This is a genomic window from Vibrio sp. 11-4(1), assembly GCF_013048625.1.
GTDB classification, from domain to species: domain Bacteria; phylum Pseudomonadota; class Gammaproteobacteria; order Enterobacterales; family Vibrionaceae; genus Vibrio; species Vibrio diabolicus.
This window is the reverse complement of sequence record NZ_VHSY01000004.1, coordinates 321,343-335,604: the sequence shown is the minus strand read 5'-3', so window position 1 is coordinate 335,604 and position 14,262 is coordinate 321,343. Positions and strand designations below refer to the sequence as shown.

Sequence of the window (14,262 nt, the reverse complement as noted above, 5' to 3'; positions counted from 1 at the left end):
TCATCATGTAATCTTGTTGAGGATGATAAATCACTGAAAATATTGTTATTATCCTTTTTATTTATCAGTAAAACCGACTCCCATGAGATATGAATCCGCTCCTGTAGCCCCAGAAGAAAGACAAGAAACCAATAGAGAACGAGCAGCACGTCAAAGCCGAGAACGTCAGGAAGAGCTGAGATCTACCGCGAGCGATGAGAAACGATGGGCTGAAAACAGAGAGCGCGTTCTTGCTGAACGCAAAGCTGTCCAACAAGCTTACGACCTAACAGAAAAAGAATGGAACGATGATTTACAAAAGCAAGCTAAACAATATCAGTGGGACACTTCTCAACAAGAGAACGTGAGTATTGCGGTACTGACTGTTGAAGAAGGTAACGAGTATTTAGACTTGCTCATCAAAGACTCGCATGGACAACTTTCGAACGGCAAGGACTACACTGGCGTAGGTATGGGGCTTAAAGGCGCTTATGAGGTCGCTAAAGAGCTTGGTGGATGGGGAGCAACTGCCAAAGCTGTAAATATCAATGGTGTAATGAATATTGTGGTTGAGAACTACAAGCCTAAATATTTAGACCTAGGTATCCGTTGGCAAGAAGCAACACCACAAATGCTTAAAATTGGTCACGCCCTAAATACCGTTCAAGGCAATGTCAGTTTCTTGAAAGGCAACATCTATGTAGAGCTTGTGTTTAGTGGTGCGGTTAATGCAGTTGACTACATTTTGCATGATGAAAAAACGCTAGGTGAAGTGGTCGGCCAATTTACAGCGGATATATCTAAAGGTGTGGTTGCAGGCGTAATAGCTCAAGGTGCTACTTTAGTATTAAGAGCTGGATTAATCCTAGCGTTTGCTACCCCGCCTACAGCATTGTTACTAGGTTTCTTTGCCATAAGTGCATTTTACATTGGTAAGAAAGTATCTGAAGTAGATGACAAATATAGATATACTGAACCAATGAAAAAAGAAGTTGAGAGATTAATTGATGAAAATTAACCGCTTAAAGGCATTTGCTTTCTGTTTGATTTTTTCATCACTTTTCCTACTATCGGCTCACGATGTTATAGAGGTGTTTGATGCACATAAACTGCTTCATGATAGAATAGTCGTAAGTGGAGCGATTAATGATGCTTCTACATTTGCTTTTTCTTGGGCAATGTTTGTTGTGTCTGTATTCATGGTCATCTGCTTAATTACAGGGAAAAAGCTCCTCTGGATACCCAAGATATTTATAATCATTCTTGGGGGGATATCTGTATTAGCTTTTCTAACTGGCTGGAAGGTAAATGGAGCATTGAAGGTAAAACTTCATGAGAAAAGCTATATCGAATGCACCTCTGAACGAGAACTCACATTAAAATCCTCAAGTCGGACCTATGTTTTAGACCCTAGCTTGTGTGATTAAAATTGTCTTTCACGCTTTTGGCACAAGCCACTCTGTTAGCGTATGTACACGTCATGCGCTAACTCTCCCAAAGCCGTTTTTTAATACTTGAAGTTACTCATTAATTTCCAATGTTCAATTTTCCGAAACATCATTCTGGACGTTTCAGCTAGATCCTGGTTAGCAAGCCTCTGCCCCATTGTTACTTGGGGCTAGTACTAATCCAGTTATGGTCAGTATGACTTTTCCTTAATCAATCTTATTTAAACTTCCCCCCAAACTGGTGAGTTTATCGATGCAACTCTGCAACACTCATCGTGAAAACTAAATCCGAATCAGCATGATTTGAGTAGCTATGAGGGACATACGTTTTAGCTATAGCGGATTGACCTTCAAGTAGTTCTATTGCTTGCCCATAAATATCATCCAGATATTTATGAGCAGTCCTTGTTCAAAGAAATTACTGAAGCCTATGCGGTGCTCAAACAAGCAAACCATAGCCGCTTGCTAATGAATGATAATGTCATCACGTTAAAACACCATTTTAGATGAGTGAATCAGGCCTACTTTTTTAGTAACATATAAGGCAACAAGCGATCTGTCTCTGTTTTCACCACGGCGTAACATTCACAGCTCAATTCTTCGAGTTTCGACCTGTCTAGTACAGTGATATGACCACGGTGATAATCAATCACGCCGAGCTTTTGTAATTTACCAGCCGCTTCGGTGACACCTTCACGGCGCACGCCCAACATGTTGGCAATCAGTTCTTGGGTCATGATGATATGGTTATCGGGCAAACGATCAAGTGACAATAACAACCAACGGCATAATTGCTGGTCAATCGAATGATGACGATTACACACAGCGGTTTGCGACATTTGTGTGATCAAGGATTGTGTATAACGCAGCATCAACTCCAGTAGTTTACCGTGTCGATTAAATTCTTCCGTTAATTTGCTACCCTTTAGGCGATACGCATGTCCCGCGCTTTGCACTACGGCTCGGCTAGACGTACTTTCGCCGCCCATAAACAAGGCAACGCCAACCAAACCTTCGTAGCCAACCACAGAAATTTCGGCTGACGCGCCACTTTCCATCACGTAAAGCAGAGACACAATGGCATCGACAGGAAAGTGCACATAAGCCAACTTGTCTCCTGCTTCATATATTATATGCCCTAATTCCAGTTTTTCTAACTCAACAAAAGGAAATATACGGGGTTGCACTTCCTTAGGTAAGGCTGCTAAGAGATGGTTTTGGAATGGTGAAAAAGGCGTATCTATTGCATCATGCATAGGACAATCCTTAAATGTTTTCAAGTGAAAATCAGGTCGCAATAAGGCGATAGAAAAGCATACTTATCACTTAATTACTCAAAGTTCCGTATTACTCAAAGTTCCGTGCGCTAACGAACCACCAATCTTTATTTGGCAATTTACTCACTTAAATCATGGCCTAGATTCTAATTTAACGCATTAAATCCAGATAACTCTTCATCGATATCGCTTTGACCGTGCCAGCATCGAAGGTACAAAGATTTCTCTTATCGAGCGTTAAAGCTTAACGCGATATTTTTATCTCGTACTTATATTTAAGGCAGATGCAAAGAAGTGCACAAATGGCTGTCAGATTCAGGAATCAAAACACATAACAGTAATAGCCAAGACGATCCATTTCATTATGTCGAGAAACAGGCCTGTCGGCATTAATATCAGGGCTGTTTCAAACCAGTTCTTTGGTAATGGAAACCGACAATACTTTCTTTTAACACTTCACTTATAGTCGCACACTAGATGATATCTTCCCTTGGGGCTTGTCAGTTAACTAACTGCCTTAGCATAAATAACGTATGCCTCATCTCTCGATATCAATCAAAAAATAGATCATCTCGCCAATATTGCTACCTGTGCGGCAACTGTATATCTCTCTTAGTCGGTCATGCTGCGTAACATAATGAATCGTCCTATTTCTGCGTCGGTTTTGTAGAGCTCATCGTCACCTTGATCTTCCTGCTTCTGTATGTCTGTTCGCTTGCGCACAGACACCTATCCCAAGGCTTTACTAGTATAAAGTATAACTAAGAGGGTTGATTACAAGATTCCCTACCTAAGGGGCAGATGCTTATGTTACATACCGTTACTTCCTTATTTGGACGACTTGGGCAACAACACTCCCAAACAATATGGCGTAGCACTTCGCCCGTTCGCGAGGCTTTATTTGGTATAGCGCGGCTTGAAGAGCATGCAAAAAGTTTGGCTAAGGCTCAGCAGGTTCTCGACAAAAAAACGTCGGTCTTATCGTTACAAGTGAGGTTGGATGATAATGCTAGATCGTTGTTGAAGTCTTATCGAGGCTGTGCAACGGAGCTAGAACAAGGACGTAGTGTTGTTCCCGCAGCAGAATGGCTACTAGATAACTATCATTTAGTGGAAGAACAAATCCGCGAAATTCGAGACGATCTACCAGACAGTTATTATCGTCAATTACCCCAATTGGCTAGCGGACCTTTTGTCGGATATCCGCGAGTATTTGGGCTAGCCTGGGCGTTTGTAGCCCACACAGATAGTCATATTGATCCAGAGGCTCTCGTGCGTTTTATTCATGCTTATCAGACTGTGCAACCGCTTACCATCGGTGAATTATGGGCGGTGGCGATCACGCTGCGTATTGTATTGATTGAAAACTTGCGACGTTTAGCCGATCAAATTGCCGTTGGTAGAAAAGCACGCCAAGACGCAGATCATTTAGCAGCACGACTTTTAGTGGAAGGTTGTGCTTATTCGGCGTTACAAGAAGATATCGCCGCACGTTCATCGGGGCCTTTATCGGAAGTGTTTGCTGCGCAACTGGCAAAGAGATTACGTGACCAAGACCCGAAAACTACGCCCGCGCTTGACTGGCTAGAACAGCGTTTGCAGCTACAAGGTCTTTCTGTAGAAGAAGTGGTGCAGCATGCCCAGCAACGCCAAGGTGCATCGAACGTCACCATCCGCAATGTGATCACCAGTATGCGCTTGATTTCTGATGTTGATTGGTCGGAATTGTTTGAGAAAGTCAGTCTGGTCGATCAAGAATTTTACCGTTATGACCTATATGCCCAAATGGATTTTTCGACGCGTAACTTGTATCGCAGTGCCGTAGAGGAACTGGCACGAGGCTGTGATTATTCGGAAATAGACATTGCCCAGCGCGCCGTAGAAATGGCGAAAGACAGCGTAAAGTCTTTTGAGTCAAAGAGTGTTGAATCAAAGAATGAAGAGTCAGAGCAAGAAGCACTTTCTGAAGAAGCCAAGGTAGAAAGAAACCGCCTTGGGGACCCAGGTTATTATCTGATTGAACAAGGGCGTTTGGCTTTCGAAAAATCCATCGCCTATACACCGACCATGCAGTTAAGAGTTAGGCGTTTTCACGTACGCCTTGGCGTCGCGGGTTACTGCGGTACGATTGCCATTGCCGCCTTGGCTTTTCTTGCCATTAGTATTTTCTTCGCTGGATTCCTAGCGTTTCATGCACAACCTTGGTTGCTGTGGGCAGTGGTGGCCTTTATTCCTGCCACAGAAGTGGCGTTTGCCATCGTCAATCGTTTAGTGACATGGCGATTTGGTGCGGTGATGTTACCGGGGCTTGAGCTAAAAGCTGGCGTCCCGAGCTCGTTACGAACCTTAATCGCCGTGCCGACTTTGCTCACTTCAGAAGAGGATTTATTAGAACAAATTGAACGTCTAGAAGTGCATTATCTTAGCGGCATCGGCGGTGATGTGAGCTTTGCCTTATTAACTGATGGCAAAGATGCTGATTTGGAAGAATTAGAAAGCGATACGGTGTGGTTGGAACGGGCGGCATTTGAAATAGAGCAATTAAACCAGCGCTACGAAGAGGGTCCATCTGGTCCACGTTTTATCTTGCTGCATCGCCGTCGACTGTTTAATCCGAGTGAAAATGTATGGATGGGTTGGGAGCGAAAACGCGGTAAGTTGCATGAGCTTAATCGATTATTACGCGGCGCAACGGACACCACTTTTATTGCTATTCAGGGCAAAGCGCCTAGTGTGCCGAGTGATGTTCGTTACGTGATTACCCTTGATGCTGACACGCGTTTGCCACGAGAAACAGCGTTGCGATTGATCGGGAAAATGGCGCATCCGTTGAATCGTCCACGTTTGGATAAAGTCAAACAGCGAGTTGTCGCGGGTTACGGGATTCTTCAACCTCGTGTCACACCGTCTTTATCAGTCGGTACGGAAGGTTCTTTGTTCCAGCGTATATTTTCTGCTCCTGGCGGTATAGACCCATATGCGGCTGCGATTTCAGATGTGTATCAAGATCTTTTCGGCGAAGGCTCTTTTACTGGCAAAGGCATTTACGATGTCGATATGTTCGAAGCCGCGCTGGCGGATCGTGTGCCGAATAACACCATGCTGAGCCACGATTTGTTCGAAGGTATTTTTGCTCGTGCTGGTTTGGTCTCAGATGTGGAAGTGGTGGAAGAGTTTCCGGCCCGATACGATGTCGCCGCGAAACGCCAGCATCGTTGGATGCGAGGCGATTGGCAGCTGTTGCCGTGGATTATGAGTAAGCCAACAGATAAGGGGGTTTCCAGTCTGGGGCGTTGGAAGCTACTCGATAATTTAAGGCGGTCGCTGGTGGCTCCAACAACCTTGTTGTCCTTGGTGTTAAGTTGGCTGTTATTTCCGTCGTCGGTGCTGTTTTTTACGGCTGTGTTATTGGCTGTCATGGCTATTCCGCCTTTGCTGCCTTGTGTTTTTTCGATGATTCCTCATCGTTCTGGCGTGGACACCAGCAACCATTTTCGACTTTGGTTAGGGGATTTACGTCTTGCTTTGAGTCAGACTTTTTTGTCTATCACTTTTCTTCCTGATCAAAGCTGGCGCTCCTTGGATGCGATCGCACGCACCTTGTTGCGTTTAGGTGTGACGCATCGACGTTGTTTGGAATGGGAAACCGCGGCGCAGAGTCATGCGAGTCCGCGACTCAAGGTGACGGGTTTTTATCAAAATATGGCCTGTGGCACCTTGCTTGCTTTGGCGGTTTGCTTGTTTGTCATCGTGGTGAATCCGGCAGTGTGGCTGCTGGTGTTCCCGTTTGCTTTGCTTTGGTGTCTTGCGCCTTTGGTCGCCCTGTTTGTTAGTCGATCACCGGAAGTGTTGCGACCAGATGAACTCGATGTTGGCGCGGTCACTTTACGCCTTACTGCGCGCAAAACGTGGCGCTATTTTGAAACCTTTGTGACAGAGGAAGACAATTTTTTACCGCCTGATAATTACCAAGAAGACCCAGAGCCTATGGTGGCGCATCGTACTTCGCCGACCAATATTGGTTTGTATCTGTTGTCTTCAGTGGCGGCGCGAGATTTTGGTTGGGCTGGGTTATTCGAAACGATTGACAGACTCGAAACGACCTTTGTTACACTGGAAAAACTACCAAAACACAACGGCCATTTTTTCAATTGGTACGGCACACAAAGCTTGCATACTTTGTTGCCGGAATACATTTCATCGGTGGACAGCGGCAATCTTGCTGGGCATTTGATAACGCTGGCAAATAGCTGCAAGCAATGGCGCGAAGAATTCGTGGCTGGGCCATCTCAAGACACTTTAACCGCTAATCTAAACTCAATGGTGCGCTCAGGTTTTATGGATAATATTGCGTTGGCTAGACAATCCTTAGTAGCTGAATCAAAACCACTAACTAACCCTGTTAGTCCGGATGTTAGAGATATTAGCATCTCCATAACGGATAGCTCGCATCCATTGCTTGCGACTTTGGACGATATAGAGAGTAAATTAAACAGCCGCCAGACTATCGAGACCTTAACGCCAATTTTAATTCGATTGACTAATAAAGCTACCAAGCTTGCACGTGAGCGACCATTAGGTTCTGGCGAAGAAATTGCACAGGGTCGTCATGCTGATTTCATTTATTGGATCGAAGCCGCAAATAAGCTGATGGTTGAGCAGGAGCGCGATACGCTTGAGCTGCGCAATTCTTCCGACTCTTTGCTGGCTAGATTAAATGTGCTCGCGAGCATAGCTCGTGACATGGCGTTAGCGATGGATTTTGCTTTTCTCATCGACCCTGAACGCAAACTTTTGTCGATTGGTTATTCTCTTGCCGAAAACTGTCTCGATCCAAGTTGCTACGATTTATTGGCTTCGGAAGCACGATTGGCGAGTTTGTTTGCTATCGCCAAAGGCGATGTGGCGACCAAGCATTGGTTTCGTCTTGGTCGCGCAGCAACACCCATGGGCAACGGCTCGGTTCTAATTTCTTGGTCGGGTTCCATGTTCGAATATTTGATGCCGTCGCTGGTTATGCGAGCGCCAACAGGCAGTTTACTTGAACAGACCAATCGGCTGATCGTTGGGCGTCAGCAGGAATACGGTAAACAACTTGGAATCCCTTGGGGCGTGTCGGAATCTTCTTATAATGCGCGTGATATCGAGTTTACTTATCAATATGCCAATTTTGGTGTGCCGGGACTTGGTCTAAAACGCGGCTTGGCGGAAAATAGAGTGATCGCACCTTATGCAACGGGGCTTGCCACCATGATTGACCCTCAGGCGGCGGTTGATAATTACGATCGCTTAACCAGCATGGGTGCTTGTGGCCGTTATGGTTTTTACGAGGCGTTGGACTTTACGCCAGCACGTTTGCCTACGGAAAGCCAAGTTGCCATTGTACGCAGTTTCATGGCACATCATCAGGGCATGACTATTGTGGCCATTGCCAATGCCTTACTGGAAGGCGTGTTTAGACAGCGTTTTCATCAAGAACCCATGATTCAGGCATGTGAGCTCTTATTACAAGAACGTATGCCAAGGGATGTTTGCATTAGTCATTCTAGGGCAGAAGAAGTGAAAACCTACGCGTCTTCTCTAATGGTGATTGCGCCGATAGTACGATGCCTAAGTCCAACAGCCGAAGGCTCGCCCATTACACATTTGTTATCGAATGGTCGATATGTGGTGATGTTAACCGCCACTGGCGCGGGCTACAGTCGTTGGCGCGACATTGCTGTGACGCGCTGGCAGGAGGACTCCACATGTGATGATTACGGTAGTTTCATTTTCTTGAGGGATAAAAATACAGGTCGGCTTTGGTCGAGTTCTGCTCAACCTCTGCAAGATGAAGGTCATTATCCGGCGGGAGTGTTTGAAGAAGATCATGCGGAATTTGTGCGCCATGATGGCGATTTCACCACGACGATGGATGTTTTGGTATCTGGTGAAGACGATGGTGAAGTGCGTCGTATCTCATTGAGCAATAATGGTCGCACAGCGCATGACATTGAACTAACGTCTTATCTTGAATTGGTGTTAACAACGCCAGCTACTGACAATGCTCATCCGGCCTTTGCTAAGCTGTTTGTGCAAACGGAATATGTCCCTGAATACAATGCGCTAATTGCGACCCGACGCAAACGTGCTCCACAAGAACCTTCAATTTGGGCTGCGCATTTTGCCATTGTCGAAGGGGAAGTGACAGCCGCTCCTCAATATGAGACTAACCGAGCCTTGTTTATTGGGCGAGGTAATTCCATTGCCACTGCGGCGGCGTTTGATTGTGACGATTCGTCGGTTGAGAGTGTCGTTCTCAATAATTCAATCGGAACTGTTCTAGATCCTATTTTCTCGTTGCGCTATGCCGTACATGTGCCAGCAGGCAGTGTGGTGAGAGTGTCGTTTTGGACAGTCGTTGCGTCTTCTCGTGAAGAATTAATGGATCTTGTTGATCGACATCATGACCGCAGCGCTTATGATCGAGCGAAAACCTTGGCGTGGACGTTGGCGCAAGTGCAATTGCGTCATTTGGATATTAGTCCAACCGAGGCGGATGATTTTCAACGACTAGCGGCACCGATTATTTACGCAGATCCGCGTTTTCGTGTTTCACCCGAATTCATTCATCGTGGCATGGCGGGTCAGTCTGTGTTGTGGCCGCACTCGATTAGTGGTGATTTACCCATTGTGCTGCTGCGTATTGATGACGTCAAAGATATTGAACAAGTGAAGCAATTATTGTGCGCCTATGAATACTGGCGTATGAAAAGGCTGGCGGTGGACCTTGTAATAATCAACGAGCACGCGTGTTCTTATTTACAAGACTTGCAAAGCGCCATTGAAGCCGCAGTGCGAAGTAGCCAGTCTCGTCCTCAGCATGTTGATAAATTCAATGGCGATCATGTGCAAGGTAATGTACATGTTCTGCGTGCAGATTTAGTGGATGTGTCGGTTTGCGATTTACTTAAATCTGTTGCTCGAGTCGTGCTTGTTGCACGTCGTGGCTCCATCAGTAAGCATATCCAACGCCTACCTTCATCGCCTATTTGGCCGCCTGCTTTGAAAGTCCCGTATGACGTCATTGATGGTGACAATATGTCGCTTGAATCGCGTAAATCAAGCGTAAAAGAACAGTTAGCTGAGCTGAAAGAAGGGCTCGAGTTTTTTAATGGTTTAGGTGGGTTTAGTTTAGGTGGGTGCGAGTATACTGTTATTCTCGAAAAAGGCGCGTTTACCCCTGTTCCTTGGATTAATGTTATTGCTAACCAACACTTTGGTTTTCATGTGGCAGCGGAAGGAGGGGGTTATACATGGGCAGAAAATAGCCGAGAGAATCAGCTAACTCCATGGAGCAATGATCCTGTTACTAATGCATCGGGCGAAGCGATTTACGTACGCGACGAAGACAGCTTAGCGTTGTTTAGCGCTACGGCAGACCCACTTCGATCGCATCTGAATGATCAGGGGGCGTATATTGCCCATCATGGATATGGTTACAGTCGCTTTGAACATCAAATCAATGGCTTGGGCTTAACGTTATTACAATATGTACCGCTCTCAGACCCTATTAAAATATCTCGCCTAACGCTACATAACCAATCAGGAAAGCACCGTCGTTTGTCGGTGACGTCCTATATCGAATGGGTATTAGGCACCGCCCGCGGAGCAACCGCACCTTTTATTACCACAGATTTAGATACAGCAGGGTCAAATGCATTATTCGCTTGCAATCGTTGGAGTGTAGCGTTCCCAGGGCGTGTTGCATTTACTGATATGAGCGGGATGCAATCGTCGTGGACGACTGATCGTTCGGAGTTTTTAGGACGTAATGGTCGGATGAGTGCGCCTGCCGCTTTGCTAAGAGATTCGCCGTTATCTGGTAGCACGGGCGGAGGGCAGGACCCCTGTAGTGCGCAACAATGTGTCGTTGAGCTAAAACCAAATGAATCGGTGGAGGTGGTGATCTTGATGGGGCAATGTGATTCGGTCGGCAAAGCTCGAGAGTTGATAGAGCAATATCGAAATGCTGATTTGGATCAGGTTCTGGCGGAAGTAACCGGGTACTGGGAAACCTTGTTAGGCGCGGTTCAGGTGAAAACACCAGATCGAGCGATGGATATCATGCTCAATGGTTGGCTGCTATATCAAACAGTCGCATGCCGTATGTGGGCTCGTTCGGCGTTTTACCAAGCCAGTGGGTCTTATGGATTTAGGGATCAATTGCAAGATGGTATGTCGATGACTTTTCGTCGCCCCGATATGACTCGAGAACATATTTTGCGTGCAGCGGGCCGTCAATTTATTGAAGGGGATGTACAGCATTGGTGGTTGCCTCACACAGGTCAGGGTGTACGTACGCATATATCTGACGATAGAGTCTGGCTAGCGTATGCCACCGCGATTTACATTGAAACTTCGGGTGATATGTCCATCTTGGATGAGAGAATAGCCTTTATAGAAGGGCCAATATTGGCTGCGAATCAGCATGATGCGTATTTCCATCCTGTTGAAACGGACGCGTCGGCAACCTTGTTTGAGCATTGTGCTCGCGGGTTGGATCAATGTATTGAACTGACGGGCGAAAATGGTCTGCCACTGATAGGCACAGGCGATTGGAATGATGGCATGAATCGTGTCGGCGAAGGCGGTAAAGGGGAAAGTGTTTGGTTAGGCTGGTTGCTGATTCGTACTATTAAGTTATTCTCACCTCTGGCGCAAATTCGTGACGAAGGAGAACGAGAACAACGCTGGGTGACGCATGCAACTAGAGTCAAAGAAGCTATTGAAGAAAAAGCGTGGGATGGTGAATGGTATCGCCGAGCGAGCTACGACGACGGCAGTTGGCTAGGATCTAAAGATAGTGATGAATGTCAAATCGACTCTATTGTGCAATCTTGGGCCGTGTTGTCTGAAGAGGGCGAACCAGAACGCGCAGCAAAAGCCATGGATTCGGTCGATCAATATTTGATTCAACCCGAGTCAAAATTATCTCTATTGTTTACACCGCCTTTTGATAAAACCAGTCACGACCCAGGTTATATCAAAGGCTATCCAATGGGGGTAAGGGAAAACGGTGGTCAATATACTCATGCTGCCATGTGGGCGATTCTAGCTTATGCAAAATTGGGGGATGGCAATAAAGCTAGCAGGTTGTTTAATTTACTAAACCCAATTAATCACACCCTGAATGCCGAAGGTACAGAGTGTTATAAAGTCGAACCTTATGTGGTTGCAGCGGATGTATATGCCGTCGCACCTCACACAGGGCGAGGCGGTTGGACTTGGTACACAGGATCAGCTGGATGGATGTATCAAGCAGGAATGGAAGGTATTCTGGGTATTAATCGAGAAGGCAAAGAACTGACTATTCAACCTTGCATTCCGTTGGATTGGCCGTGCTTTGAAGTCAGCGTAAAAATAGACAAGACCGAATACTTTATTGCCGTCGTGCAAGTGGTTGATCTTGTTGATTCCTCTAACGCTGGAGTTTCTGTAGAAGACTCTTTAATAGCGGAAAAAAATATCAGAGCAGTGATTGATGGCATGGATATTCAAATAACCAATAATATAGTGCGTGTGCCTCTGGATGGAAAGATTCATAAACTAAATATTAGTATTTGGATCTAGGGATGGCTTTGTTGCTTAAATCGATGGAACTAAATTAAGAAGCTACGATATGTTCGGCTACATCCATTAAACATCGTAGTCTCATGCCGAAACCTCGTTACAAAACAACTAACTGGAAACAGTACAAAAAAGCGCTAATCAACCGTGGCTCTCTGACCTTTTTGGATTGATGAGGAAGCGATAGCCGAGTGAAAACGAAACAAACAAGGCAATCGAGGTAGACCGCGTCGATTCAGCGACTTGGTCATTACTACTGCATTGATGGTGAAACGAGTATTCTCTATGCCATTGAGAGCGCTGCAAGGATTTATTGACTCATTATTAAACTGGCTAACATCCCGCTAGTTTGTGCGCATTACACCTGTATAAGTCGTCGAGCTAAAGAAGTTGAGGTTTCATTCAAAACGAAAACCAGAGGCGTGATACAGCATCTAGCTATTGATACCACTGGTCTTAAGGTCTATGGCGAAGGTGAATGGAAGGTCAAGAAGCATCGTACTGACGGGAAGCGTAGAGTTTGGCGTAAGCTACATTTAGCAGTAGATACCAGCACCCACGAAATAGTCGCAACAGAGTTGAGTTTATCAAACGTAACTGATGCTGAAGTGCTTCCTAACTTACTTAGGCAGACACGTCGTAAAATCATTGAGGTATCAGGTGACGGAGCTTATGACACAAGGCTGTATTACGAAGATATCCGCATCAAACAAGCGGTTTCGCTCATTCCGCCAAGGGAAGGGGCAGCCTTCTGGGAGAGAGGTCATCCCCGCAATTTAGCTGTAGGTTGTCAGAAGCTCAACTGGCCAAACAAGAAATGGAAAAAGCGGTATGGCTACCATAAGCGCTCTCTATCAGAAATAGCCATGTACCGAGTAAAGCAGTTACTAGGTGGGAAACTGCGTTTGAGAAACTACAATGCTCAGGTTGGTGAGACTTATACAATGATCAAAGTGCTGAACAAGCTTACAGTGCTTGGTATGCCTGAAATTCAGCACTTTGCATAAGAATTAATCAATATGGACAGTCAGGTCTTCTTACCGAATGAATTAAGCAACAAAGCCTAGCTGTATTGTTGAACTAGGATTTGACTTAATTCATTTGGGTTAGGTTTAAGTAACTGCAAGACATAAAAATGTATGAGACTAGTTCCTGTTGGCACAGCGGCGAACAAAGCTTACATTTGGCCGAAAGGACAGCTTGGAAGGTAGTAAGTGTCAGCCAGAACTTCTTGGAACATTCCTGCCCCAAGACGTGTTTAGTGCGCATGAAACCAACATGAGATTTATTTGTGCAACAAGCTGCTGCACAATTAGGAAATTGCCTGCTTCATCGAATGTCCAACAGGCTGTTGGACAAACTCCAACCCCAATTTTGCAACAACCTGTTGCAAAAATCACTATGAAGCACTTCTGCCCCTTTTCGCTTTATGGGCAAACACCTACAGCACGCACTAGTTAACAGATTTTGCCCTATAAATTGTAATCCTCATCAGAAGTAAATGTGATTCCCAATGTGTTTCTATATCGAATGTCACCAATAACTTGGGTTATCTATTGCTTTCAAGCATGTTGGTTTGCCGACAACGTGAGGGAGCGCCTTCCAGAATAAAGATTGCATAATCCAGCCTTCATCCCCCAGAACTGAGTGTAAGCTTGTGATATCCCTTCCAGAGTAGCATCTTCGTCATGCCTTTACGTCTGAGTACGATAGCGTATTGCGTGAACTCTGGCATGACTTTATCCCGACTGGCTTTCTTGCCGTGATACAGTGCCTGAGTGAGTTCTGTGTCACTGCAACCTAAAGGCCAGCCAGCTTTGCTGAAAGCTAGTCAGGAGTTCCGAGTTTAAGGCAAAAAGCGATGCTGCGATTTGATAGGTCGCAGTTGTACCTAAGGCGTAACACCTCTTTGATTTTGTTCATTGGAGTTCTCTTTTAGCCATTGTCGC

The 14,262-nt window shown here is 45.6% G+C and carries 4 protein-coding genes and 3 pseudogenes; 4 read left to right on the top strand and 3 right to left on the bottom strand.

Annotation, left to right across the window (positions count from 1 at the left end; translation table 11 throughout):
- Positions 1 to 82: 82 nt before the first annotated feature.
- Positions 83 to 997: a hypothetical protein gene (locus FKN16_RS10355; protein WP_170902625.1), complete on the top strand. Its 915-nt coding sequence runs from the start codon at positions 83 to 85 to the stop codon at positions 995 to 997.
- Positions 987 to 1,406: a DUF1240 domain-containing protein gene (locus tag FKN16_RS10350; protein WP_047101632.1), complete on the top strand. Its 420-nt coding sequence runs from the start codon at positions 987 to 989 to the stop codon at positions 1,404 to 1,406. The genes FKN16_RS10355 and FKN16_RS10350 overlap by 11 nt, the downstream gene beginning before the upstream one ends.
- Before the next feature lie 542 nt (positions 1,407 to 1,948).
- Here the strand turns inward: FKN16_RS10350 and FKN16_RS10345 are convergent.
- On the bottom strand, positions 1,949 to 2,683 hold the full coding sequence (locus tag FKN16_RS10345; RefSeq protein ID WP_170902624.1) for a Crp/Fnr family transcriptional regulator: 735 nt from the start codon (positions 2,681 to 2,683) through the stop codon (positions 1,949 to 1,951).
- A 1,041-nt stretch (positions 2,684 to 3,724) separates the two neighbouring features.
- On the opposite strand from FKN16_RS10345, the gene FKN16_RS10340 reads away from it, so the two are divergent.
- On the top strand, positions 3,725 to 12,316 hold the full coding sequence (locus FKN16_RS10340; protein ID WP_212756497.1) for a glucoamylase family protein: 8,592 nt from the start codon (positions 3,725 to 3,727) through the stop codon (positions 12,314 to 12,316).
- An 83-nt stretch (positions 12,317 to 12,399) separates the two neighbouring features.
- A pseudogene (locus tag FKN16_RS10335) lies at positions 12,400 to 13,320 on the top strand (IS5 family transposase).
- 526 nt (positions 13,321 to 13,846) lie between these two features.
- Here FKN16_RS10335 and FKN16_RS24825 read toward each other — a convergent pair.
- Together FKN16_RS24825 and FKN16_RS10330 are read right to left on the bottom strand one after the other, a co-directional pair.
- Positions 13,847 to 13,945: pseudogene (locus FKN16_RS24825) on the bottom strand (GNAT family N-acetyltransferase); the annotation flags it as partial.
- A 22-nt stretch (positions 13,946 to 13,967) separates the two neighbouring features.
- A pseudogene (locus FKN16_RS10330) lies at positions 13,968 to 14,236 on the bottom strand (IS21 family transposase); the annotation flags it as partial.
- Between the last annotated feature and the right edge of the window lie 26 nt (positions 14,237 to 14,262).

Bases quoted from the DNA above. Each gene is read 5' to 3' on its own strand.
- FKN16_RS10355 (WP_170902625.1), top strand. From the start codon at position 83: ATGAGATATGAATCCGCTCCTGTAGCCCCAGAAGAAAGACAAGAAACC.
- FKN16_RS10350 (WP_047101632.1), top strand. From the start codon at position 987: ATGAAAATTAACCGCTTAAAGGCATTTGCTTTCTGTTTGATTTTTTCA.
- FKN16_RS10345 (WP_170902624.1), bottom strand. From the start codon at position 2,683: ATGCATGATGCAATAGATACGCCTTTTTCACCATTCCAAAACCATCTC.